Below are 25,837 nucleotides of genomic sequence, written 5' to 3' on the forward strand. Positions count from 1 at the left end.
ACAAAAGTCATCGCTATATGAGAGGGGAGTACAATGTCATATTACAAGACACAATATGAGATCAACCTTCTCTAAGGACACAACATTCCATATCCAATTGTCATATATTCTATTCACTGCCCTTTACAGCCAAAAGAAAAAAAGATTGAATTCTAATCTTTTTGTGATACCATATGTTATGAGCCTGTAAATAAACATCATAATTTTCAGATAAATAAGATTGAAAAAATTACGTTAAACTATAAAGGGTGGGGTATTAATGGACTCACAAGTGATTTATGCCATTTTGGCATCTTTCATCACTGTACTCGTCGTTACTCCTTTAGTTATTAAATTAGCTTTCAAAATAGGAGCAACAGACAAGCCAAATGCGCGTAAAGTACACCAAAAAATTATGCCTCGTCTTGGCGGGTTAGCAATTTTCATCGGTGTAGCCGTAGGATTTGTTGTCGGTGGATTGTACGAACAAAGAATGTTATCGATAACTTTAGGTGCTATCATCATTGTTATCATCGGGATTTTAGATGATATGTACGAACTATCTGCGAGGGTAAAATTCGGTGGACAACTATTAGTTGCTATCATGATTGTCAAAAGTGGATTATTAGTGCAAGTATTATATATTCCAATTTTCGGAGATACTGAACTCGGATGGCTTGCTTATCCAATTACTGTATTTTGGATTGTAGGTATTACAAATGCCATCAACTTAATTGATGGATTAGATGGATTATCCGCAGGGATTTCATCTATCGTACTTGCAACGCTAGCATATATGGCCTTCACTAGCCCATGGGGTACTGGAGCAGCTATTATATTACCTCTAGCACTGATTACATTAGCAAGTACAATTGGATTTTTATTCTACAACTTCCATCCAGCAAAAATTTTCATGGGAGATACAGGAGCACTATTTTTAGGATACTGTATTTCTGTTATATCGTTACTTGGATTATACAAAAGCGTAACGTTATTCAGTTTTATCGTTCCAATCATTATTTTAGGTGTACCTATATTTGATACGACATTTGCAATTATCCGCCGTATCGTAAATAAAAAGCCTATTTCAGCACCTGATAAATCGCATTTACATCACCGTTTGCTTGCAATGGGATTCTCTCATCGTAAAACGGTACTAATTATTTACGCATTGGGTATTTTCTTTAGTGTAAATGCAATTATTTTCAGTAGTGCAACATTATGGTTATCCATTATTCTTCTTTTCATTTTAATCTTCTTTACAGAAATCATTGCTGAAGTAATCGGTCTTGTACACGAACGTTACAAACCAATTATTTCCTTCTATAAAAAAGTGAAAAAACGCGAAGACTAATTGTAGTATAGCCTTTACTATTATGAAATATTCAAATAGCATCCTCTTTTCATAAGAGGATGCTATTTTTTATTTTTTAATCCTTATTCCCCATTTCCAAAATATAGATTGTTTGAGAGTGCCTCTATTGGAGAAAGATATACGTATAACGAAAAAAGTATCAAATTTTCATTTTTACATCTTGATTGTCAAACTGAGGGTGAATGTTATGATCAAGCGATTACTTCAATGTATAATTTTATTTTTAACTATTACTATGTACGCATCATCGAATACAAAAGCAACTACAGACATTCAAGTAAAAGATTACCAAAGTACTCAAACTACCTCTCCTACAACAAAAATTGCGTACTTAACATTTGATGACGGACCAAATAAATACACACCACAAATTTTAAATATTTTAAAAGAGAAGAACGGAAAAGCAACTTTCTTCGTTATTGGCGGAAAGGTGCCACATTATAAAAAAACGATGGAGCGATTGATTAAAGATGGACATTATATCGGTCTCCATAGTATGTCGCATGATGTAAAACGTCTTTATACTGGCGATCCATCTGTTTTAATTGCAGAAATGGAGCAAACCCAAAACATTGTCCAGCAAGTTACACATTTAAATACACATCTCGTTCGGGTCCCATACGGTAGCATGCCTTACTTAAAAAAGAATTACCGTGACGCACTCGTATCTGCCCAATATAAAATGTGGGATTGGACAATTGATACATATGACTGGAAAAGCTATGATAATCCTTCCGCAATACTAGAAAGAGTACGAAATCAAAGCGATGAACAAGTAGAGGTTATTTTAATGCATGATTCTAGTGTCACAGTGCAAATACTCCCAAAAGTAATTGATTATTTACACTCACAAGGATATAAACTACTTCCCTACAATCCATCTTCCCATCTCGAAGTGAATTTTTGGAAAGACACAAGATTGTAACAGCTTTAGTGCCTATGTACTAAAGCTGTTTTACCCCGCGTTAACGGGCAGTAAGACTCCCACCTCAAAATTCAGCTGGAACAAAGAAGTTAGGTGGGAGATCAACTGCCCGTAAACGCCCGATTGGTGAAGGCTAATAATCAGTGGGAATGAACAAAAACCCCACTGATTAAAGTTTCACTTTATTTTTCTCTTCCCACACTTCTCATTTTTGTGTAGAATTTTAAATAGTGATGAAGTTTCGAGGTGAATAGAAATGAAACGAATAGATCTCATTTTTAACGCAATACAAAAAGGGAATTATACAGAAGGTATAACAGCATCAGAACTCGCTACACTTCTACAGCTAGACCGTGCAAATGTTAGTAGCGATTTAAACAAGCTTGTGAAAGATAATCGTTTATTAAAAACGAGTACACGCCCTGTCCGTTTTTATATAGAAACGAACACTTCATTGGAAACGCATTCAACAAAGGGCACTTCATTAGATACATTTGCTATTGAAAATACAAGCCTAAAAATTGCAATTGAAAAAGCAAAAGCTTCTATTCTCTATCCTCCAAACGGTATGCATACTTTACTACTTGGAGAAACAGGTGTCGGAAAATCGATGTTCGCTTCTTTAATGCACGAATACGCAATTGAAGTGGAACAACTTCCAAAAGATGCACCTTTTATCGTCTTTAACTGTGCTGATTATGCAAACAATCCACAACTACTACTTGGACAGTTATTTGGGATAAAAAAAGGAGCTTACACAGGTGCCAGTGATCAAAAAGGGTTAATTGAAAAAGCACATGAAGGAATCCTCTTCTTAGATGAAGTACATCGCCTTCCTCCAGAAGGACAAGAGATGCTCTTCACATTTATTGATCGCGGAGTATACCGCCGCCTTGGAGAAACGGAAAATGAACGTAAGGCACGAGTGTTGATTATTACTGCAACAACCGAAGAACCAAATTCATTTTTATTAAAAACATTTACAAGACGTATTCCGATGACCGTTACGCTTCCACCACTTCGTGAGCGAACACATAAAGAACGGTTTGCTTTACTGCAACTATTTTTCACAAATGAAGCAATTCGTCTAAGGAAAGAGATTCATGTTAGTCCAAATACAATGCGTGCTTTCGTCTTTTACAATTGTCCAAATAACATCGGTCAATTGAAAACGGACGTACAAATTGCCTGTGCGAAAGCTTATTCTGATTTCGTAACAAAAAAACGTGATTCTGTCTGTGTTTCAAGTACAGATTTACCTTGGTATATGAAAGAAGGATTATTTATTGAAAGAAAGAGCCGTCATCTATATCAAATACCAAATGAAACATTTGTATTTACAGGTGATGAAGGTTGGAGTAAACATACAATAAAACCCGAAGGAAGTCGCTCTTCTATTTACGATTATATTGATTATAAATATGAAGAACTTCAAGCACGCGGCATTGAAGAGGAAGAATTAGAATTACTAATAGAAAATGATATTCAAAGCTTTTTCGTCCAATACTTTAACCAAATATCTAAAAAAACAAGTCATGAAAATGTTTTTAAAATTGTGGATCGTAATATCGTTTCCGTATGTGAAAAAATTGCGGAACTAGCTGAAAAATATTTATCTAAAACTTTCGATGAAAAAGTATTTCTCGCTTTAAGTTTACATGTACAGACAACTCTACAACGTTTACAGGGCGGGAAACAAATTCACCACCCACAATTAAATCAAATTCGTACGAAATATAAAGAAGCTTTTTCCGTAGCTATGCAATGTATTCAGCTATTAGAAGAAGAATTACAAATAACAATACCTATTGATGAAGCTGGCTTTTTAACAATGTTCTTCGTTGTTGATCCAATTCCTGCCTCACAAACAGAAGTAAAAGTATTAATATTAGCACACGGTAATGGCATCGCAACAGAAATGGCAAACGTTGCAAACGAACTTCTCGGTATTGATGAAGTAACTGGTATCGATATGCCCTTGCATGAATCACCAAAAGACTTCTTAGAGCGTGTTAAAGTGTATATGAAAACACTTCAAAATGTAAACGGGCTTCTCTTACTTGTTGATATGGGATCTCTCGCTTATATTGGTGATATATTAGAAACTGAATTCAAAATCCCTGTACGTGTTCTTTCCATGACGAGTACACCACACGCACTAGAAGCAGCTCGAAAAGCTCAGCTTGGCTATTCATTAGATGCACTATACGAAACAGTGAAGAACTTAACGCCGTTCTATTTAAACGTACAGGAAGAAAAGAAAAAGCCACTATCGCCAATGAAATCCGTGATTTTAACAGCTTGTTTAACCGGCGAAGGAAGTGCTTTAGCAATTCAAAAAATGTTAGAGAACTATTTACGCTTTGATAAAGACTTAATTGAAATTATTCCGATTAGCATCGTTCATGAAAAAGATTTAACGAAAATGATCGAGAACATAAAAAAAGAGCGTAATATCATTTGTATCGTCACGAATTTCGATATGCAAATACCTTGCTTAACATATCATTTCCAAGACATTGTGAACTACACAGCTATTCAACCAATTCAAGAATTGATTACGTATGAAGAAACATATGCAAAAATGGCTGATATTCTTGAACAACAAATGCAGCGTAACGATGGAGCATTACTTATTAAAACAATTCGTTATGCATTAAATACAATTCAAGAATTGATTTCTTTACAGCTAACTCCCGACAGTTTAATGGGTGTGATTTTGCATATGAGCTGCATGGTTGACCGTCTTCAAAAAGGCGAAAGTCTCCTCCCTCATCCTGATAAAGAGAAACGAAGACAAGATGAGTACTGGATGTATATGAAAGTGAAAAAAGCATTGCAACCTATTGAAAATACATTTGAAATACAAATCCCAGATGACGAAGTATTTTATATAATGGACTTCTTCATTAAAAATCAGCCTGTAAAAAATTAAACTAGGGGATATTGTAGCACTCTATATAATTAGAAAAGGCTGTTCCAAAATGTTTTTTGGACAGCCTTTTCGCTTACTTCTTTACTTCCCTTATTCTCCCCCTTATTTCTCCCTTTTTATTAGATTTCGTATTAACATTTACATATACATTTGCTTGCATTATCTCTTGAAACAAGCTGTCAAATGCTCTCCCCTGTAAAGGCCCTTCAAAATCCTCTACTCTAGCTACACCAGTAACGACTCCTTCATTCACACTAATCCCTTGCTCTAACGGACCAAACAAACTTAAAATAACTGGACCAATTTGATTCGCTTTTCCTAAATGAATTTGGCATGACGTGATTTTTTTTATATTTTTTAATATGACCCGATATTGCAACTTCTTTAAATCTTCACTAAAAATGAGCTCTGTTACACCGTAAGCTTCTGTATTTACAGGAGGTACTTCCCTCTTTCCTGTTAACCTAGCAAAGAAATGTGTTGTCATACGGGCATTCTCCTCATATAAATTTCCCAGCACTACTTCTACTACTTTATGGTTTAGACATAATCATTTATGACTTTTTCAAATTTTAATTACGAAGAAAAGATTCACAAAATCTTTACATAGAAATCATTCCATTCACTTTACTGCCTCTTGTATAATGCATTTAGAAAAACATTCTAGGAGGTTATCTTGAAAAATAATAACTACTCTTTCCAATCATTAATAGAGATTTTTCTCGTATCATTTAAATTAGGACTTACTTCATTTGGTGGTCCCGTCGCCCATCTTGGTTATTTTCATCATGAATACGTGCAAAAAAGAAAATGGATGGATGAACGAAGTTACGGAGACTTAGTAGCGCTATGTCAATTCCTTCCTGGCCCTGCTAGCAGCCAAGTCGGTATGGGAGTTGGCTTATTACGCGGCGGATTATTAGGAGCCATTATTTCATGGATCGGATTCACTCTCCCATCTGTGCTCGTTTTAGTTTTCTTCGCTTCATTTCTTAACCAATTCGAGCTTGGAAGTACTGGCTGGATTCACGGACTGAAACTTGTAGCGGTCGCAATTGTCGCTCATGCAATATGGGGAATGGCTCAAAAGTTAACACCAGACCGAAACCGTGCAACAATCGCAATTGCAACTGCCGCAATCGCCCTATTATGGCCAAGTAGCTGGACACAAGTAATTCTCATTATAGTATCTGGTTTCATCGGTTGGTTTTTATATCGTGACCGGCCAGTTAGCCAAGCTTATAAAATAAACGTACCTATTTCAAAAATGGTAGCCATATCTTGTCTCGTCTTATTCTTCGGACTATTAATACTGTTACCGATGTTACGACCATACTCTTATTTCATCTCTTTATTTGACAGCTTCTATCGCTCTGGTGCACTTGTATTTGGCGGAGGGCATGTCGTACTTCCTCTTCTTGAAAGTGAGTTTGTACAAAACGGGATGATGACAAAAGAACAATTTCTTGCTGGATACGGATTAACACAAGCAGTGCCAGGGCCACTATTTACATTCGCTTCTTATATAGGAGCAGCGCTAAATGGAACCGCCGGAGCAGTTGTTGCAACGATCGCTATCTTTCTTCCTGCCTTCCTGCTCGTTGTTGGCGTTTTACCATTTTGGGACAGCGTAAGGAGAGTATCTTACATACAAGGTGCACTACTTGGAGTAAACGCAGCCGTTGTCGGCATTTTACTTGCAGCTTTTTATGATCCAATTTGGACGAGTACAATTATGAATTCTGTAGATTTCGTTTTTGCTTCTCTTCTATTTTGCTTACTCGCTTTTTGGAAAACACCACCTTGGGTTATCGTTATAATCGGGGCCTTCGGTGGATATGTTCTATCCATTTTGTAAGCACAAAAAACGACGGCCTCATTTAGCCGTCGTTTTCCTATTAAAACTTCACAAGCTCCATTCCCTCAGGAAGCTCACTCTCCGTTAAAATACGCAACTCTTTCACGCGATCCATTACGTAAGAAGAACGTTTCACAAGCTCTGGGTCAATATATGCTGGATGCACCATAATTTCTACCGTTTGCTCGTCCTGCACTCTTTCCTTTAACTTCACAAAGTAATCTTCCGTCACACCGTCAGCGTAAAAGTCACTGTAAAACACATCTGAAAATGGGCGCACCGCTCGCTCTTCTTCACAACGACGAATCAGAACATTATATTTACTTGCTAATCTCTCAAGAACGTCGTGTAAAAGCGGTAATCCATGCACGTGATGATGACTATCTAAATGAGTTGGTGTTAATCCGTAAGATAAAAACTTCTCAATTTGAGCAGTCCATTCTTTTTCTACCTCTTCTGGATTTATATTTCCTTCCCATACAACACTTTGTTTATGAAACAATCCATCGCTACTTACAAGTGATGGAACGTCTTTAAGAAGCGGTTCTCCTGCCGTTAATACGAGATGAACTCCTATCCCTAACGTTTTATACTCTTTCGCTAAGCGTACGGCATGCTCTGTCCCTGGCATATTCATCATCATCGTCGTTGAATTTACAATCCCGTTTTTATGTCCATCAATAATTCCGTAATTTGTACCTTCCGTAAGACCGAAATCATCTGCATTTACAATTAGTTTAATCATCGCAATACCCCCTACTAGAATTAAAAAAAGCGGGCTAAACAGCGCCGCTTCTTATTTCTCTATCTTCTTAAAGAATTGTGGAAGATGTTCTTTATGTGCTTCCAACATTTCATCTAAAATTTGTTTTGCAACTTTATCTGATGGTACAAGTGGGTTAATTGTCATAGCAAGCAGCGCTTTATGATAATCCCCTGTAACAGCAGCTTCAATTGTTGTGCGCTCAAATGATTTAATTTGCTGTACTAAACCGCGAACTGGTACTGGAAGATCTCCGACCGCAATTGGTTTTGGACCTTCTTTCGTAATAATACAGTTCACTTCAACAGCCGAATCATGTGGCAAGCTTGCAATTGTTCCGTTGTTTCGTGTATTAACAGGCTGGATATCACCTTTATTATTGTAAATAGACGTAATTAAGCTACATGCTGCGTCACTATAATAAGCTCCGCCGCGCTTTTCTAATTGTGGTGGCTTAATATCTAAATTCGGGTCTTTATATAGCTCGAATAAATCATCTTCTAATTGTTTTACTACTTCTGCACGTGTACCTTTTTCAATCGAAGCTGCTTTCTCTTCTTCCAACATTTCACGTGTTTTATAGTAGTAACGATGATATGGACACGGAATTGCACGAAGACCGCGAATAAAGTCTGGCTCCCAGTTAAGCGCAGCAATGTTTTCCATCGTAATTTGCTTTTCTGGATCTGTTACAAGCTCTAACACACGATCCATTACGCTTACTCCATCTAAGTATACATCTAATCCGTATACCATATGATTTAAACCTGCGAAATCAACGTTTACCCGGCTTGCATCTACTTCAAGTAATCTCGCAAGACCCATACGAATTCCAATTGGAACGTTACACAGACCAACTACTCTTTGAATGTTCGTGTAGCGAAGTACAGCTTCTGTTACCATACCAGCCGGATTCGCAAAGTTAATTAACCATGCATTCGGACAAAGTTCCTCCATGTCCTTACAAATATCTAAAATAACAGGAATCGTTCTCAGCGCTTTGAACAAACCACCAGGACCATTCGTTTCCTGACCAATTACATCATATTTTAATGGAATTGCTTCATCTTTTGCACGTGCTTCTAACAAACCAACGCGAAGCTGCGTTGTTACGAAGTCAGCATCTTTTAATGCCTCACGGCGATCAAGTGTTAAATGAATATCAATTGGTAAACCTGATTTTTTCACCATACGTTTCGCTAAGTCACCAACGATTTCTAACTTCTCTTTTCCTGCCTCAATATCTACTAACCAAATTTCACGAACAGGAAGCTCGTCATAACGTTTAATAAACCCTTCAATTAACTCTGGTGTATAACTAGAGCCACCGCCGATTGTAGCAATTTTAATTCCAGTCATGCTTTATTCCCCTTTCGCTTCTAGCTTTTTATAAAGGTCAATAAATTCTGCTGCTAATTCTTTTACCGTAATAGAATTCATTAAATGATCTTGCGCATGAATTAAAAGAACACTAATCTCTGTTTTTTCCCCTCTTGCTTCTGATTGTATGAGCTCTGTTTGGAAATGATGCGCTTCATTAATCGCTTCTTTCGCCTTTACCATCGCTTCATCAGCTTCTGCCATTTTCCCCTGTTTGGCAAATTGAAGTGCCTCCATTGCAAAGCTTCGTGCATTACCACTATTTAAAATCAATTGGAATGGAATTTGTTCTGCTGTAGTCATCATAATTACCGCCCTCTCTATTATGGTTCAACCGATTTAAATACCCCTTCAGTTTGAACATGTCTATTAAATTATTATTTTATTAATGATAGTTTGGTGTTCTTGTAGATGGGTTTCATCTTTTTGAACATGATATAAAAGTTAGTTGTTCTGACGAGCTATAAAAACTCGTCAGAACAATACTTTTTAAAGTGATACTGAATTGTCATTTCCTTTTGTTTCAGCTTTTGCAGCTTGTACGTACGTACGGTCACACATTAATACGAATGGATAGTAAATTACTACCGCGATTGCAAAGTTTACTAGCTGCAATGCAGCACCAGCGATGCTTCCGCCCGCTACAAGATAACCACTAAAGATTGGTGGCATTGTCCACGGAACTAAAGCAACTGTTTTTGGTACCCACCCTAAGGAAATTGCTGTATAAGAAGTAATAACTAATACAACTGGTGTAAGTACGAATGGAATGATTAACGCTGGGTTTAATACAATTGGTGTACCGAAAATAACTGGCTCGTTAATATTGAAGAAACCAGGACCGATAGATACACGGCCTACACCACGAAGCTGTGCACTTTTCGCGACAAGCATTACTGCTACTAGGAATGCTAATGTCGCACCTGATCCACCGATGTATACATATACATCAAAGAATGGTTTTGTGAAAATGTTCGGTACATCATACGCAGACATACCACCATCAAATAGTTTCATGTTTTTTTCTAATGCTGGTAAATAGATTGGATCAATAATGCCACCGATAATATTAGGACCATGTAATCCGAAGAACCATAATACATGAATAAGTAAAGCAACAATAATTGCACTTGGTAATGTACCTGCTAAACCTTGTAATGGTACTTGAATTGTTTCAAATACCATTTTATGAATACTTGTACCTGCTAATTTCACCGCTAATTGAATACTTGCTGTTACAATTAAAATAACGAATGCTGGTACTAACGCTGCAAATGACTTCATTACTGCTGGTGGAACACCATCTGGCATTTTAATTGTAATATCTCTTTGAACAAAGAATCGAAATACTTCCGTTACAAGAAGGGCGACAATTATGGAAACGAATAAACCTTGTGATCCTGTCCAAGCTAAATCAATACCGCCTTCTTTTGGCGTTGTCGGAGAAATAATAATTAATGCACCGAATGTAATGATTGCTGCTGACAACGCGTCTACACCGTAAGATTTCGCTAAATTATAACTTATCCCTACCGCGACTATGAGGGCGAGTATAGCGAAGGAACCTGCCCACATACCACCGCCGATATCTTTCCAAACGTCCCCGAATGCACCCTTCATAAATTTTTGGAATGCATCAATTGGCAAGTTATTTATAAGTATTGCAAACGATCCAACTAAAATAAGAGGCATAACTGCGATAAAACCATCACGGATTGCAACTAAATGACGCTGCGATCCGATTCTCCCTGCGACTGGAACTAAATACTTCTCCATAAATGCAATAAACTTTTGCATTTCGCTTCCCCCCTAATTATTTTTTTAGTGTTAATGCGTGATCTAAAACTGCTTCTCCATTCATCATGCCGTAGTGCATTGAGTTAATAACATCGACTCCAACATTTTTCTCATCGGCAAGCGTTTTCATTGTAGAAAGCATGTAACGAACTTGTGGTCCTAGTAATAATACATCTGCTTGATCGATATTGTTTTTTACTGCATCCCCAGATACAGCCCAAATCTTACCTTCTAGACCGCGAGCTTTTGCAGCCGCTTCCATTTTTGTAACTAGTAAACTTGTAGACATCCCTGCTGAACAACATAATAAAATATTCATTTATAAATCCCCCTTGTGTGGTATAAAAAATTTATGTTTTTTATTTTTCTTTACGCTATTTATTAATGCAATTACCGTGCCAACTTTTCAAAACGCCTAAAATCAGCGTTTTTTCGAGTGATTTCTTTGTGTGTTACCGCTTTCAATCAGTGTGTCCCCAAAAAAACACACAGTGTGTTATAAAACACCTCACTTTTAACACATAACTGTATGAAAATAGATTAGTGTTTAGTTGTCTAGTTGTGTTTAAAACAAAAAAACACTAATTTTTTTAAATGTGCGAAAATATAGTACCAAAAAATATAATATTTCAACTCAAATCAAAACAAATACCTATTCAAGACACTCGTCTAGTTATTGTCCAGTCAAACTCTATTAAATTACATAGAATAGAATAAAATAAAGTATTTTGAAAGGGGATTCCAATGCCAAAGCATAGAAAAAAGAAGAGAATGAAGATTTATAGAATACAGGTTCAAAATAAATGGTATAAACAAGAAGAGGATTCTAAATTAAATTCCAACACGGATACACTAGATCGACAGGACACTGAAGATAAACAAGACAGACCTGACAAACACGACGAACCAGATAAACACGACGAGGATGAAGACGATAAGCAAGTACAATCGGAAAATGTAATTATAGTACCCACAGATTCACACAGCTTAGATGTGTGGGATGAAATTTCTCTAAAGGAAATACAAGCTGGTGAACATACGAATTTATTTGAAGAAAAGAGTAATTATCAAAATATTAATTTAGTCCAAGTAAACGATGTTCGCTTATACTTGGACAAGCAACTACAATTCAGCTCCGTTGATGAGCAAATTTATCATGAAGCGCTTGTACATCCGATTATGGCAAAAGTAATTAATCCAAAACGTGTTCTCATATTAGGTGGTGGCGATGGTCTTGCCTTACGAGAAGTTTTGAAATATGAAACTGTGCTACACGTAGACCTTGTTGATTTAGACGAGGCAATGATTAATATGGCACGTAATGTTCCAGAAATAGTATCTTTAAACAAAAACGCTTTTTTTGATAATCGCGTGAACGTGCACGTATGCGATGCAAAAGAATTTCTAAATTCACCTTCATCTTTATACGATGTAATCATCATTGATTTCCCTGATCCAGCGACAGAGTTATTAAGTACTTTATATACAAGCGAACTTTTTGCTCGTATAGCTACGTTTTTAACAGAAGATGGTGCGTTCGTCTGCCAATCTAATTCACCTGCTGATGCACCTCTAGTATATTGGAGCATCGGTAACACTATTGAACATGCTGGATTAACTGTGAAAAGTTATCATACAATCGTTCCTTCTTTCGGAACTGACTGGGGATTTCATATTGCTGCTAATTCTGCCTATGTACTCGATCAAATTGAGCAATTATATGTAATACCAACTCCTCGAACATTACCTTCTCTTCTTTCTCCTTTGTTTCAATTTAAAGAAGAACATTTAGAACAACGTAATCTCGCTCTTTTAAACTCAGAATCGAATCTTATCCTACATCAATGTTACAAAAAGGAAATGGAGTTTTGACAATATTATAGTAAGGAGTGCTACCCTATGGAATATTCTACTTTTGGTAAGCATATAATAGTAGATTTATGGGGAGTGGACTTTTCCCTATTAGATGATGTTCACTTTTTAGAATATCATTTAGTTAACGCTGCAGATTGCTCTGGTGCCCATATTTTAAACGTAAGTACAAAAGAATTCGATCCGCATGGCGTTACTGTTTTAGTTTTACTATCCGAAAGCCACCTTTCAATTCACACTTATCCAGAAAAAAACTTTGCAGCCATCGACTGTTATACGTGCGGTACGACCGTTGAACCGCAAATAGCGATTGATTATATCGTAAGTATATTAAGACCAAACGAGATGCATATAAAAAAACTAATTCGTGGTACAGGAGAGATTATTACTGCCGATTAATTATCACTCTTACTCATCCGTAAAAAGGAGGATTGTAAATACCATCAGTGGAACAAACACTCCACTGATGGTACGGACACATACATAAAAAAACCTCGCATAAGCAAGGTTCATTCATCCACCGACATCTTCCTATATAATTCTACAAACTCACTCGCCAATTCCTTCACTGTAATTGCGTTCATTAAATGATCTTGTGCATGCACCATCAGAAGGGTAACTTCGTTTTTTTCCCCGGCAGCCTCTTTCTGTATGAGCTCTGTTTGTAAGCGATGCGCCTCTTGCAATTCATTTAAAGCTTCTTTTAGTTTCGCTTCTGCTTCCTGAAATTCACCGCGCTTTGCGCAATCAATTGCTTCCATTGAGCAGCTTCTCGCATTACCACCATGCAAAATTAAGTGAAAAGCTTTCGTCTCTATCGTATCCATTTTAGTTATTTACTCCCCCTTTTCTTCCGCTACTTTTTGTTTATCCCATATTTTTAAGAACGGTAAGTAAATAAAGAATGCAAGTGCAAAGTTAACAAGTTGTAAAACAACACCTGAAATTTTCCCGCCTGATCCTAAATATCCACTAAAAAGAATAGGTGTCGTCCAAGGTACAGCCGCTCCGCTCGGACGTGCGACCCATCCCCATTCCATTGCAAAGTAAGAAACAACCGTTAACACAACTGGAACCAGTATAAATGGAATAAGTAAAATTGGATTCATTACAATCGGCATACCAAAAGTTACCATTTCATTAATATTAAATATACCAGGCGCAATTGACAATCGCCCTAAACTTTTTAATTGCTGACTTCGCGCAAATAGTAACATTCCTACAACTAAAGCGAGTGTTGCACCAGAACCACCCATATAAATCCATAAATCAAAAAACTGTGCGGTAATCGTATTCGGTACATCTTGCCCTGCTTGGAAAGCAACTCGGTTTTGATCCATTAACGACAACCAAACGGGGCTCATTACACCACCAACAATAGTAGCACCATGAATTCCACACGACCAAAGAACATGAACGAGAATAACTGCTATTATTGCGCCCCAAAGACTAGCACCAAGTACACTAAGTGGTTCCTGTAAAATTTGCCCCACAATATTATGGATACTGCCAAAAGAAGTATTTTCTATAATTAAGCGCAAAATCCAAATAACCGTTACAACAATAAAACCTGGAACAAGTGCCGCAAATGAACGTGTCACAGCTGGTGGAACTGTCTCCGGCATCTTTATAATCATCTTTTTTTGTACAATAAACCGATAAAGTTCAGTAGATATAATTGCAATAATCATCGCTACAAATAAACCTTGGCTTCCCATTAGTGCAGCTGGGATTGCTCCATCTACAATCACACTTTCCTTCGTGCTTGGTATAATATATGCAACTTGAAATGGAGTTGCAAGTAAAAACGTCACAAGCGACAATGCTCCGGATGCTAAAGCGTCCACTTTATAATATTCCCCAAGTCTGTAAGCGATTCCAAAAACAGCTATTAAAGCCATTATATTAAAAGTTGCACTAACTGGATACCCTAAAGCCCTCTGCCAATTCTCACCAAATAAACCTGCCATAAAATCATTATATCCTGGTATTGGTAATGCACTAATAATAAGGAAAAATGATCCAATAATCAAGAAAGGCATCGTCAAAATAATTCCATCACGAATCGCTTGCAAATGCCTCTGCTCTGCAACCTTCCCTGCCACTGGCATCACATATTTCTCTAAAAACTTTATCATCTATCCCACTCTCCTCATGGTTTCATGGACAAAGCTGCTTGTAAGATAGCCTCTCCATTACAAAGCCCGTAATGGACAGATTGAATGACATCAACAGGTATTCCCTTCTCCTTACATAATTCTTTCATTTTCGGTAATAAATAACGTACTTGCGGTCCAAGTAAAAGTACATCTGCAGTATCAATATGATTTCGCACTTCTGAACCTGATACTGCCCAAATCTTTACCTGTATCCCTCTTGCCTCTGCTGCTTTCTCCATTTTTGTAACAATCAAACTGGAAGACATTCCCGCTGCACAGCAAAGTAAAATATTCATCTCGCTCCCCTCCCCCTTTTTCCAAACCTAAGTTCTGGTGTAGCCCTTGCCACCACTAGGTTACAAATATATATGTCTAGATTTCTAACTGTATGCCGAGCTTAAAAACAAAAATTTCTCGGTTTTCACGCTATTCCATCTATCCGTATTTTCCTAGTAAAGAAGTCTCTAACTCGCTATAATGATTCAGTATGATTTTTTATAATCGATAGGAGGATATATTTATGAAGGCATATCGCTTTCCGCTTATTTTATTATCTTCTATCCTAATTGGTGGTTTCATTGGTTATTTCATGGGTGCCGATGCAGTTGCTTTAAAGCCGCTTGGTGACATTTTCTTAAACTTAATGTTTACGATTGTTGTACCGTTAGTGTTCTTTAGCATCGCGTCATCTATTGCTAATATGGATGGATTAAAACGTTTCGGTAAAATTATGTCTAGTATGGCTGGAACTTTCTTATTTACAAGTATTTTAGCTGCTATTTTTATGATTATTATCGTGAAAGTATTCCCGCCAGCACAAGGTGTTGTATTAGAACTAACGCAGCCTGATAAAGCTGAAAAAGCAGTTAGTGTTGCTGATCAAATTGTTGGTATCATAACAGTATCAGACTTTTCAAAGTTACTATCTCGCGAGAACATGCTAGCTCTTATTTTCTTCTCTATCTTAATGGGGGTTGCAACTTCAGCAGTTGGTGAAAAAGGGAAACCATTCGCTACATTCCTACAAGCTGGTGCAGAAATTTCAATGAAAGTCGTATCTTTCATTATGTACTACGCTCCAATCGGACTAGCTGCCTACTTCGCAGCATTAGTTGGTGAATTCGGACCACAACTTCTTGGAACTTACTTCCGAGCAGCAATGGTATACTATCCAGCTTCTCTTATTTACTTCTTTGTATTCTTTACATTCTATGCGTACCTTGCAGGTCGCAAACAAGGTGTACAAGTATTTTGGAAGAACATGGTCTCTCCTACAGTTACATCACTTGCAACTTGTAGTAGTGCCGCAAGTATTCCAGCGAACTTAGAAGCAACGAAGAAAATGGGTATTTCTTCTGACGTTCGTGAAACAGTTGTCCTTCTTGGATCTACACTTCATAAAGACGGATCTGTTTTAGGCGGGGTATTAAAAATTGCTTTCTTATTCGGTATTTTCAACATGGAATTCGAAGGACCGAAAACATTAGCAATTGCACTTGTTGTTTCTCTATTAGTAGGAACAGTAATGGGTGCTATTCCGGGCGGGGGTATGATTGGTGAAATGTTAATCGTTTCTCTATACGGATTCCCACCAGAAGCATTGCCAATTATCGCAGCAATTAGTACAATCATCGATCCTCCTGCAACAGTGTTAAACGTAACAGGAGATAACGCTTGTGCCGTAATGACAGCTCGCCTTGTAGAAGGTAAAAACTGGATCAAAAATAAATTTGCTTAATATATAGAAAGAGGATGCTCGTTTTGAGCATCCTCTTTTTGTTGTCATTTGTCAGTGAATCGATATATTTGAAGTTGTGATAGATATATTAGCAAAAGCGTTAATATAATCCCATCCCGCCACAAATTTGTTATAATCTTCACAAATATTCCACACCTTTCATCCTTTCTCCGTACTATAATCATGTATGGAAAAGGAGATGGACACAATGACTCAAAGCGCACCAGAATTTAAAGTTTTGCAAAGCATTGCATTTCTTGCTGTCGTTTTGCAAAGTTCCTTATTATATACAATGAATCAAGGGAACATCTTACTCGAGCAATCTCTCATTATGGGAATGCTATTTAATCTAGCAAAATTTTCAGCACCTGCATTCATATTTATCGTCGGATTTCACTTAATTCGGCTATATACGAAGCAACTCGTTTACAGAGAATATATTTATGAAAAAGCCGCACATTTACTCATTCCTTATTTCTTCTGGTCTATTCTTTACTTATTAACAACAAACGATGTCATTACACTACAAGGCGGAATAAAAAGTTTATTACTCGGAACAGCTGCACCTCATCTTTGGTACGTTATCATGATGTTCCAAATTCACTTATTGTTCCCGTTACTATGCACACTATTTTATTGGTTTCAAAAACGAACAGAAAATAAAAAAGACATATATAAATATATGACCATTTTCGCTTGTCTATATTTCTTCTTAATGTGGTACTCTTCTCACTACATTTTTAATGGAGAGAAACTGACTAGTTCAACCATTTTACATTATACAGATCGTTCCTTCTTCTTCTACTCATTCTATTTCGTCATGGGAGGAATAGCTGCTGTAGCATTAAAAACTTGGCGTATATTTGTCATGAAACATATTCCGCTTATAACAATCTTATTTTTCATCTTATTTTTATTCATCAATTATGAGTTATTTAGTTTTTACGGCGCCAATTCTATTCATTTAACGGTTTCTACTTATTTAAAACCGTCCATGTTTTTATATATTGTTTGTGAAATTATGATACTGTACGTGTTATCTATTACAATTGTACAGCGACGTGGTTTCTTATATAAAGCTTTACGTTTTATCGGGAATTACACGTATGGCGCTTATTTAGCTCATTTTTTCTTCTTGCAACTATGTACAAAATTTCTTTCCTTATTCGCACTGCAAGAAAACACAATATTATATAGCCTATTATTATTTACAATAACGGCCACAATCTCGATTTCAGCAATGGTCATTTGCAGTACACTACCATTTCATACGTGGATTACAGGGCCTTCCCCTACAACAAATATGAAATGGGCGAAGATTGTACTTCGAAAAAATCATGAAAAAGTATTTAAACCATATATTTGATATAATAAAGTGAAACTTTAATCAGTGGAGGGGTTCTTCATCCCCCACTGATTATTAGTTGAACCAATCGGGCATTAACGGGCAGCCCGATCCCCACCTAACTTCTTTTCTTTTGCTGAATTTTGAGTTAGGGGTCTTACTGCCCGTTAATGCGGGATAGTATTTCATATAAGAAAAGAAAGTAGGACACACCTATGATTAATCAAATTGGGCAAATTATGTTATATGTAAATAACCAAGATGAATCAGTACAATTTTGGACAGAAACAGTAGGATTCCAAATCGTTGCGGAAGAAAATAACGGTCAAGGATTTCGCTGGATTGAAATTGCGCCGGCAAAAGAAGCTGGAACAAGCATCGTCCTTCACGATAAGGCGTTAATTGCGAAGATGCAACCTGAATTAAACTTAAATACCCCTTCACTTATGTTCTTCTCTAATAACTTAGATCAACTGTATAAAGATCTTTCTGAGAAAAATGTTACAGTTGGACAAGTTGTAGATTTACCTACTGGTAGAGCGTTCAACTTTGCTGATAATGAAAATAACTACTTTGCAGTTATGGAAAAGAAATAAGAAAAAGCTATCCGAAAAGGTCATAATAAAACCTTTTATTCGGATAGCTTCTTTTATTAAGAAACTTGCTCTGCATTCGTTTCCTTATGCTGTATATGACTCGTAACCCATGTGATTCCGCCAGCAACAACGAGATAGCATAATAAAATTAAAATTTGCATTCGTAATTGCGACCAACCTCCTAAAGAGATAACATCTTGTAATCCTCTAAGAGAATGAGACATTGGGAGAAACTGTCCAATTTTGCTAAGCACAGCTATATTTAACTCTCCTGGGAAAGTACCTCCGCTCGTCGCTAATTGAAGAACGAGAAGCGTTACCGCTGCGAACTTCCCAACAATGCCGAATACCGTTACTAACATAAGAATAAATGTCATGAACGTAAAGGAAATAACAATACTTGATAAAACAAAGAGTGATACACTTGCAACTTCTAATTTCATAACTCCTAACACTACCACATCTACAAGTAGTGCTTGAATGAGTCCAATTAAATATACTAATCCTAGTTTATTAATAAAATGTACTGTTCCGCTTACCTTCATATTTTGTCTACGGCCAAGAGGTAAAATATTCGATGCCATAATTCCGCCAACATAAAATGCCAGTGATAAAAAGTATGGTGCAATACCTGAACCGTAGTTAGGCACATCAGAAACTGTCGACTTCACTAATTGAACCGGCTCTGAGAACATCGTATTGCGTGCATCATCATTGCGAACATCCGCTATCTTCTCTGCGCCCTCTCCCAATTTCGTAGAAAGTTCTTTCGCACCATCGTCAAGTTTAACAAGTCCGTTCGTTAACTTATCAGCACCATGATTCAGCTCTGTTCCGCCACTCGCAAGGTGATTTACACCTTCTTGTAATGATGTAAATCCATTTCCCCACTTCGTAAATCCATCAGCTAAATTCGAAGTACCATCTGCTATCTTTTTCGTTCCAGCGGTAGCTTCGTTTAACTTAACTCCGAATGTATTCATGCCTTCCTCAATCTTATGCTGACCATCAGTAAGCTTCCGCACACCTTGTGTCAATTGTTGTTGGCTATTATTTAAAGTGTTTGTTGCTTTAGCTAATCCGTTAGAAGTAGCAATGATCTTTTGAAAAGCAGGATCTTGCTGCACTTCTGGATGACTTTTCACGTACTCTTCTAATTGTTGTTTTACACTATTTGCTGCATTGTCCGCTTTCACTTGCCCTTCAGCAAGTTTCTCACTTCCGTTCACCCATTCATTTGTACCAGCACTTAATTCACTAACTCCTGATTGTAAAGACTTCTCACCCTGTGCTAGCAGCTCCATACCATTATGAAGTGATATCGCTCCCTGACTAAGTTCATTTGCTCCCCCAGTTAAGGCCGATTGACTAGAGGCAAGCTTATCACTTCCTTCTTTTAACTTCACTGTTCCATCATTTAAACGATGAATACCATCTGCAAGCTGATTCGCCCCATTTTTTGCATCCGTCGTTCCTTCGTGCAACTTCTCAGCGCCATTTCTTGCATCACTCAACCCTTGTGCCAAATCTTGAAACTTTGAAAAGACACCTTCTGTATAAGATTTCGTAATGCTATTTGAAATTTTTGTTTTCATATTTTCAACAGCTGTCGTTCCAATTTGAGCTGCTACAAAGTTTTTCCCTGGATTTACTTTGTACTGCAATTGTGCCGGCTCTGGTTTCTCATCCATTAGTGTACTTACCTTTTTAGAGAACTCCTCCGGAATCGTAACCACCATATAATACTTATCTTCTTTTAGCCCTTCATCAGCATCTTTTTCTGATACGAAATGAAACGCCAATTCCTTATTCTCTTTTAAATTTTTAACAAAATCGTCTCCAGCCTGGATTGTTTTTTCATCCATCACAGCACCCTTATCTAAATTAACAACTGCAACAGGTAATTTATCTAATTTTCCGTACGGATCCCAATATCCAGCTAAGAAGAATCCTGAATAAATTAAAGGAACGATTAATAAAAAAATTAAAGCGATACGTCCATGTTTATGGTTCCACATCGCCTTCCAATCTTTAAATATAAGTTGAATTCCCTTCATGAAACATACTCCTTCTCCTAATTTAACACCCTTCGAATGGTTTAACAGATTTACTATACACGTCACTTTCCATACTGTATAATACATCTTTAATTATCAATTCATTCCTTTTGGTCTATAGAAAGGAGATTCGAAGTGGAACTTCTTCAATTAAAATACTTTCAGACAGTCGCACGACTAGAACATATGACAAAAGCAGCTGAAGAATTGCATATCGCGCAGCCTTCACTCAGTAAAACAATCGCTAGACTAGAAAAGGACTTAGGCGTCCCCTTATTTGATCGCCAAGGTCGACAGATTACATTAAACTCTTTCGGCAAAGTATTTTTAAAACGAGTAGAACGCATTTTTCATGAATTAAGTGAAGGGGAACGCGAAATTAAAGATTTAGCTGAATTACAACAAGGCTCTATTACACTTGCAGTTTCTATTCCAAGAATATTACCCGAGCTACTCGGTTCTTTTTTACTAGAACACCCTAACGTTCGATTCCAACAATTTCTCGCATCTACTCCTTCTATGAAGCGGCAACTAGATAATATGGAAATTGATTTTTGTATCTCCTCTGTACCAATTGAAGGCGAGGAAATGGTTTGGGAACCACTTATCACAGAAGAAATTTTCTTAGCCGTTCCTTCAGGACATCGGTTATCAAACTGCGAAAGTATCTATTTGCATGAAGTAAAAGACGAATCGTTTATTAGTATGAACACTGGTTACGGATTTCGGCACTTAACAGATGAATTTTGTAAAAAAGCTGGTTTCACTCCACATATCGCTTTTGAAGTAGATGAACCAACCGTGATTAGCGATCTCATTAAGCAAGGTCTTGGCATCGCCTTTGTCCCAAGTTTAACTTTATTAAAAAACTCTACTTTAGCATCAAATAAGTTACGTATTATTGAACCTAATTGCGAACGAACTATCGGCTTAAGTTGGTCGAAGAAGCGCTATTTATCAAACACCGCCCAACAATTTCGTGAATTCGTGATTGATTACTTCTCCAATATTAGGGCGTAAAATTATATCGCTTTACAAACAAATAACGACACAAATAAAAGGTACCATCCCCATAGGGTGGCACCTTCTATTTTTTACTCTTATCCAATTCCATTTCCGCTAAAAGCGGCAATACGTTATCGAAAATATGTGTATTATTATTCTCACCTGTTACATATCCACCATAATATCTACTAAATACATTATCATTTCGGAATGTATTCATCCGCTCATACAATTCCTTCGCAAACTTTGTATCACCTGTTTGTAGTACGTACAAAATTGTTAATCCGTAAGATGCTGGTGATTCATAGTTCACAGCTTGTTTTCCCGTTTCTAAGTTATAACGACCATATAACTTTTCGTCTTCGCGAAATTTCTTCTTTATAAATTCCAAATAAGCATCTGATGAAAGACCGCCTAAACTACGATGATAAGCAACGTATGATTGATCAATAAGATTCACTTCTTTATCGTACGTAAATGTCCCATCATCTTTATACTCTTTCGGGAATGCCCAGCCCTGCCTTGGATAATCCGCTAAAAACTGAACAACTTCCTGATACTGCTGTGCAGAAATTTTTCCATACTTTTTCATATAAGAGAATGCATGCGGATTTATGTAAGATGTTGTTGCAAAGTTATTTTGTTTTCCTGTATCTGCATCGTAATAATCAACGTAATAATTACCTTTTTTATTATAACGAAGTACAGAATCACTCAATTGATCTGCAAGGTTTTTATAGCGATCTTCCTTGTACATTTCATAAGCACGATATAATTGTTCTATAATACGAAGATCATCGATAAGTGCATTAGTAGCTGACTGCATTTCTCCCTTTTCAGAGATTTTCCATATAACGATGCGATCCTTATGTACAAAGTTATTTTGAATAACCTTCACTTGTTCATCAAATAAAGCTTGATCATCTTTATCAAGTGTATATTGTAGCCATAACCCTGCAGATTCTGATAAAGCTTCACGGCCCTTCGCTTCACCCTTACCTGCCTTTGTATCCTCCAAGCGATACGTTGCAAGTGTTCCATTTTCATTCACCATATGTCGTAAAATAAAATGCTCGGTACGATTTCCTTGTAAAGCTGACCAAAATACAACTCCACCTAAAGCGATTAAGAGAATAACCCCAATCCCTATATATAAACGTTTTCGCAAGCTTTTCACCTCCTTTTAAGGCTAACCTTAATTTTACCAGAACATACGCAAATATAAAAAAGACAATCCTTTAGATTGTCTCTCTCACCTTATCCTTCGCAAGCCTCTTTAGAAGGTCTATATAGCGATTCCACAAGTCGATCATATTCACGACGCGTAATTTCTTTATTATACAACTTTAATAATAAATCTCTATGCTCTCTTGAAAATGCCATCTTTTTAATGACTTCAGGATACATAAAACACCCTCTCCATTTCACATAAACTTCTTCATCCCAGAAATAGAACTTACGTTCGCGTAAAAGATTATAAAAGATTCAGCCCTAAAAAACAAATAAAATATTACCAAATATCAATTTCTTTCTTTTTAGAATATTTAAATATTATATTACCGTACTCATTTTTTAAATACATATATATTTTTGGTAGTTTTTTGAATAAATTTTCCAATTCAATCAGAAAATAATGGCAAAAAGAAGGGGAGTATACATATGGATACCGTAACATTAGCAAGGGCATTTTTTGGTTCTTCATTAGCATTCCACATTATCTTTGCAACGCTGGGAGTCGGGCTTTCTTTAATGATTTTTATAAGTGAAATACTCTATCACTGGAAGAAAGATTCCGACTATGCCATTATGGCAAAAAGATGGACAAAGGCTTTTGCTATCCTTCTCGGTGTAGCAATTCCAACTGGAACAATTGTTGGTGTACAAATTTCACTTCTTTGGCCTGGTTTCGCCAAAATTGTTGGGCAAGTTATTTCCGTTCCGTTTCAAATTGAGATTTTCGCCTTCTTTTTAGAGGCTTTATTCATGTCTATTTACGTATATGCGGCTGATAAACTACCTCCAGTTATGAGATTAATCTCGCTATTTTTCGTTATGATTGGCGCCACTGCATCTGCCGTGCTTATTACATCGGCAAACACATGGATGAATACACCTGCGGGCTTTTCAATGAATCCAGATGGCTCAGTTTTTAACGTTGATCCGTGGAAAGCTTTCTTTAATCCGAGCTTTGGCACAAGTGCATTCCACGTCGTTATTACGGCCTATACAACTGGAGCAGCTGTTATCGCTTCTATCGCTGGATTTAAATTATTAAAGAAAAATTTAAGCGCTCGTGAAATTGCTTACCATAAAAAAGGATTACTGTTAGGGCTTGTCGTTACATTTATCACAGGTGCTACGATGTGGCTTTCAGGACACGAATCTGCTATTGCCTTACATAAACATTCACCTGAAAAACTAGCATCTGCTGAAGCTTTGTTTGAAACGACATCACACGCGCCTTTATCGATTGGCGGGGTTGTGGACCCTAACACACTTGAACTAAACTATGCCCTTGAAATTCCGAACATGCTTAGCTTATTAGTGGGACTAGACCCTAACACCGTTGTAAAAGGTCTAAAGGAATTCCCGCAAGAAACATGGCCACCATTTTACACACATACACTGTTCAATTTAATGGTCGGCACCGCTGCCTTTACCTTTGCAGTTGCAGCTATTGCCCTCTTATATTGGTACTTTGTTTACCGAAAAAAAGGAGTAGAGTTACCGAAGTGGCTTCTTTGGGGCGCTGCCGCCTGTGGACCCGTTATGTTGCTCGGTATTGAATTCGGATGGATTTTTAGTTGTAGTGGTCGTCAGCCATGGACAATTTATGGCATGCAACGCACGGTAGATGCTTCTACGCGCGCTGATTTCGTCGGTCCTTTATTTGTTTTATTCATCATTTTATATATCGGGCTCGGTATTTTAACCGTCTTTGTACTACGGACATTCTTTAAGAAACATCCGTTAAAGAATGATTTACATCACGAAGGAGGCGATTCTCGTGCATGAGGAAAGCATTGCAATCATCATCTTATGGGCTCTTATTTTCGTATATAGCATACTAGGGTCTATTGATTTTGGAGCTGGTTTTTGGGGCATGGTATACGCTAAACACCCGACGCTTGCTGCCAAGCTTGCTAATCGGTACTTATCACCAACTTGGGAAGTAACAAATACGTTTCTTGTCTTTGTCGTCGTTGCTTTTCTCGGTTTCTTCCCAAAAGCGGCCTTTACCCTTGCAACCGTTATGTTTGTACCAGTTATGTTAATTTTAGTACTCGTTGCGATTCGTAGTACATTTATGGTATTTGCTTACTCCCTGCCAAAATACCAACACCTTCTTCGGGTTATTTCAGGTATTACCGGGCTCTTAATCCCAGCTCTATTAATTACCGTTCTGCCAGTTACAGAAGGTGCCTATATTACGATGTCTGAAGGAAAAGAAGTGCTCCTTTACGGAAAACTTCTTTCTAGTCCCGTTATTTATTGTTATATGCTCTTCGGACTAACTTCGGAACTATTTCTATCATCTCTCTTTCTTGCTGATTTTGCTAGGGAACAAGGTTCTGAAGATACGTACCGAATTTATAGAAGAAATGCCATCATACTTGGTCCTGCAACGCTCGTGACTGCTATTATCGCTCTCGTTGTAATGGACCCTGAAACACACTGGCTTATGCAAGGACTAATAAAGCAATTCCCATGGTTTACAGTCTCTATCATTTTATTTGTTATCGGATACTCTTCCCTTTGGTGGACAAATAAGAAATATGGCACACTAGGCTTTCCTCGCATTGCAGTTTTAGCTGTCGTCGCTCAATATGCATTTGCAAGCTACGCTTACGGCGTCGCCCATTTACCTTATATCATTTACCCGGACGTAACTGTATTTACAAGCTTTACGACGGTCGAAACATTCTATGCACTTCTTATTCTTTACGCAATCGGGATTGCAATTTTACTACCAGGATTTATTTTCTTCTGGAATTTATTCTTAAAAGATCGAACATTTTTAAAGGAAAAATAGTAAATTAGGGGCATTCACAC

At 37.2% G+C, this 25,837-nt stretch carries 24 protein-coding genes; 12 read left to right on the top strand and 12 right to left on the bottom strand.

Annotation, left to right across the window (positions count from 1 at the left end; translation table 11 throughout):
* Positions 1-259: 259 nt before the first annotated feature.
* From MKY70_RS26965 to MKY70_RS26975, 3 genes are all read left to right on the top strand, one after another.
* The gene (locus MKY70_RS26965) at positions 260-1,333 is read left to right on the top strand and encodes a glycosyltransferase family 4 protein (RefSeq protein WP_012261991.1); all 1,074 of its coding nucleotides are present in this window, start codon (positions 260-262) and stop codon (positions 1,331-1,333) included.
* A 208-nt stretch (positions 1,334-1,541) separates the two neighbouring features.
* Positions 1,542-2,279 (top strand): polysaccharide deacetylase family protein, encoded by a 738-nt coding sequence (locus MKY70_RS26970; protein WP_012261992.1) that lies wholly within the window; start codon positions 1,542-1,544, stop codon positions 2,277-2,279.
* A 256-nt stretch (positions 2,280-2,535) separates the two neighbouring features.
* Positions 2,536-5,214, top strand: coding sequence for a PRD domain-containing protein (locus tag MKY70_RS26975; protein WP_002034748.1), 2,679 nt, complete (start codon positions 2,536-2,538; stop codon positions 5,212-5,214).
* 73 nt (positions 5,215-5,287) lie between these two features.
* On the opposite strand, the gene exsM is transcribed toward MKY70_RS26975, so the two are convergent.
* The gene (gene exsM, locus MKY70_RS26980) at positions 5,288-5,701 is read right to left on the bottom strand and encodes an exosporium regulatory protein ExsM (protein WP_002166452.1); all 414 of its coding nucleotides are present in this window, start codon (positions 5,699-5,701) and stop codon (positions 5,288-5,290) included.
* Positions 5,702-5,890: 189 nt separating this feature from the next.
* On the opposite strand from exsM, the gene MKY70_RS26985 reads away from it, so the two are divergent.
* A complete protein-coding gene (locus MKY70_RS26985; protein WP_088033395.1) occupies positions 5,891-7,072 on the top strand; it encodes a chromate transporter in 1,182 nt (393 codons plus the stop codon).
* Between the two features lie 40 nt (positions 7,073-7,112).
* Here MKY70_RS26985 and chbG read toward each other — a convergent pair whose 3' ends face one another.
* From chbG to MKY70_RS27010, 5 genes are all read right to left on the bottom strand, one after another.
* On the bottom strand, positions 7,113-7,817 hold the full coding sequence (gene chbG / locus MKY70_RS26990) for a chitin disaccharide deacetylase (RefSeq protein WP_341026149.1): 705 nt from the start codon (positions 7,815-7,817) through the stop codon (positions 7,113-7,115).
* A gap of 51 nt (positions 7,818-7,868) precedes the next feature.
* On the bottom strand, positions 7,869-9,194 hold the full coding sequence (gene celF / locus MKY70_RS26995) for a 6-phospho-beta-glucosidase (RefSeq protein WP_341026151.1): 1,326 nt from the start codon (positions 9,192-9,194) through the stop codon (positions 7,869-7,871).
* Positions 9,195-9,197: 3 nt separating this feature from the next.
* The gene (locus tag MKY70_RS27000) at positions 9,198-9,521 is read right to left on the bottom strand and encodes a PTS lactose/cellobiose transporter subunit IIA (RefSeq protein WP_000989054.1); all 324 of its coding nucleotides are present in this window, start codon (positions 9,519-9,521) and stop codon (positions 9,198-9,200) included.
* Positions 9,522-9,704: 183 nt separating this feature from the next.
* Positions 9,705-11,012 carry a PTS cellobiose transporter subunit IIC gene (gene celB, locus MKY70_RS27005; RefSeq protein WP_088033398.1) on the bottom strand — a complete coding sequence of 436 codons (1,308 nt, stop codon included), beginning with the start codon at positions 11,010-11,012 and terminating at the stop codon, positions 9,705-9,707.
* Positions 11,013-11,028: 16 nt separating this feature from the next.
* Positions 11,029-11,331, bottom strand: coding sequence for a PTS sugar transporter subunit IIB (locus tag MKY70_RS27010; protein ID WP_002089627.1), 303 nt, complete (start codon positions 11,329-11,331; stop codon positions 11,029-11,031).
* Positions 11,332-11,756: 425 nt separating this feature from the next.
* On the opposite strand from MKY70_RS27010, the gene MKY70_RS27015 reads away from it, so the two are divergent.
* Positions 11,757-12,884 carry a polyamine aminopropyltransferase gene (locus tag MKY70_RS27015; protein ID WP_341026152.1) on the top strand — a complete coding sequence of 376 codons (1,128 nt, stop codon included), beginning with the start codon at positions 11,757-11,759 and terminating at the stop codon, positions 12,882-12,884.
* 27 nt (positions 12,885-12,911) lie between these two features.
* Positions 12,912-13,283 (top strand): adenosylmethionine decarboxylase, encoded by a 372-nt coding sequence (gene speD, locus MKY70_RS27020; protein WP_002191178.1) that lies wholly within the window; start codon positions 12,912-12,914, stop codon positions 13,281-13,283.
* A gap of 110 nt (positions 13,284-13,393) precedes the next feature.
* On the opposite strand, the gene MKY70_RS27025 is transcribed toward speD, so the two are convergent.
* From MKY70_RS27025 to MKY70_RS27035, 3 genes are read right to left on the bottom strand one after another with little or no spacing between them, the layout of a single operon-like run.
* Positions 13,394-13,711, bottom strand: a complete 318-nt coding sequence (locus MKY70_RS27025) for a PTS lactose/cellobiose transporter subunit IIA (protein ID WP_088033403.1) — start codon at positions 13,709-13,711, stop codon at positions 13,394-13,396.
* 9 nt (positions 13,712-13,720) lie between these two features.
* Positions 13,721-15,022, bottom strand: a complete 1,302-nt coding sequence (gene celB / locus MKY70_RS27030) for a PTS cellobiose transporter subunit IIC (RefSeq protein WP_088033404.1) — start codon at positions 15,020-15,022, stop codon at positions 13,721-13,723.
* A 14-nt stretch (positions 15,023-15,036) separates the two neighbouring features.
* The gene (locus MKY70_RS27035) at positions 15,037-15,339 is read right to left on the bottom strand and encodes a PTS sugar transporter subunit IIB (RefSeq protein WP_002089630.1); all 303 of its coding nucleotides are present in this window, start codon (positions 15,337-15,339) and stop codon (positions 15,037-15,039) included.
* Positions 15,340-15,563: 224 nt separating this feature from the next.
* Between MKY70_RS27035 and MKY70_RS27040 the strand changes: the two genes are divergently transcribed.
* The 3 genes from MKY70_RS27040 (at position 15,564) to MKY70_RS27050 (ending at position 18,722) form a co-directional block, all read left to right on the top strand.
* The gene (locus MKY70_RS27040) at positions 15,564-16,781 is read left to right on the top strand and encodes a dicarboxylate/amino acid:cation symporter (RefSeq protein ID WP_002016167.1); all 1,218 of its coding nucleotides are present in this window, start codon (positions 15,564-15,566) and stop codon (positions 16,779-16,781) included.
* 208 nt (positions 16,782-16,989) lie between these two features.
* Positions 16,990-18,147, top strand: a complete 1,158-nt coding sequence (locus tag MKY70_RS27045; RefSeq protein WP_341026155.1) for an acyltransferase — start codon at positions 16,990-16,992, stop codon at positions 18,145-18,147.
* A 194-nt stretch (positions 18,148-18,341) separates the two neighbouring features.
* On the top strand, positions 18,342-18,722 hold the full coding sequence (locus MKY70_RS27050; RefSeq protein ID WP_000609851.1) for a VOC family protein: 381 nt from the start codon (positions 18,342-18,344) through the stop codon (positions 18,720-18,722).
* A gap of 56 nt (positions 18,723-18,778) precedes the next feature.
* Here MKY70_RS27050 and MKY70_RS27055 read toward each other — a convergent pair whose 3' ends face one another.
* The gene (locus MKY70_RS27055) at positions 18,779-20,779 is read right to left on the bottom strand and encodes a YhgE/Pip domain-containing protein (RefSeq protein ID WP_341026157.1); all 2,001 of its coding nucleotides are present in this window, start codon (positions 20,777-20,779) and stop codon (positions 18,779-18,781) included.
* A 135-nt stretch (positions 20,780-20,914) separates the two neighbouring features.
* Here MKY70_RS27055 and MKY70_RS27060 point away from each other — a divergent pair, with 135 nt between their 5' ends.
* Positions 20,915-21,799, top strand: coding sequence for a LysR family transcriptional regulator (locus tag MKY70_RS27060; RefSeq protein ID WP_341026159.1), 885 nt, complete (start codon positions 20,915-20,917; stop codon positions 21,797-21,799).
* Positions 21,800-21,866: 67 nt separating this feature from the next.
* Here the strand turns inward: MKY70_RS27060 and MKY70_RS27065 are convergent, their stop codons facing one another.
* Together MKY70_RS27065 and MKY70_RS27070 are read right to left on the bottom strand one after the other, a co-directional pair.
* Positions 21,867-22,952, bottom strand: coding sequence for a hypothetical protein (locus MKY70_RS27065; RefSeq protein WP_044439412.1), 1,086 nt, complete (start codon positions 22,950-22,952; stop codon positions 21,867-21,869).
* Positions 22,953-23,041: 89 nt separating this feature from the next.
* Positions 23,042-23,191 carry a hypothetical protein gene (locus MKY70_RS27070; RefSeq protein WP_002016173.1) on the bottom strand — a complete coding sequence of 50 codons (150 nt, stop codon included), beginning with the start codon at positions 23,189-23,191 and terminating at the stop codon, positions 23,042-23,044.
* A gap of 252 nt (positions 23,192-23,443) precedes the next feature.
* Between MKY70_RS27070 and cydA the strand changes: the two genes are divergently transcribed.
* Both cydA and MKY70_RS27080 read left to right on the top strand, forming a co-directional pair.
* A complete protein-coding gene (gene cydA / locus MKY70_RS27075) occupies positions 23,444-24,799 on the top strand; it encodes a cytochrome ubiquinol oxidase subunit I (protein ID WP_002034780.1) in 1,356 nt (451 codons plus the stop codon).
* Positions 24,792-25,817, top strand: a complete 1,026-nt coding sequence (locus MKY70_RS27080; protein ID WP_289404979.1) for a cytochrome d ubiquinol oxidase subunit II — start codon at positions 24,792-24,794, stop codon at positions 25,815-25,817. The genes cydA and MKY70_RS27080 overlap by 8 nt, the downstream gene beginning before the upstream one ends.
* Positions 25,818-25,837: the final 20 nt, after the last annotated feature.

Source organism: Bacillus sp. FSL R9-9492, from assembly GCF_038007365.1.
Classification (GTDB): Bacteria; Bacillota; Bacilli; order Bacillales; family Bacillaceae_G; genus Bacillus_A; species Bacillus_A mycoides.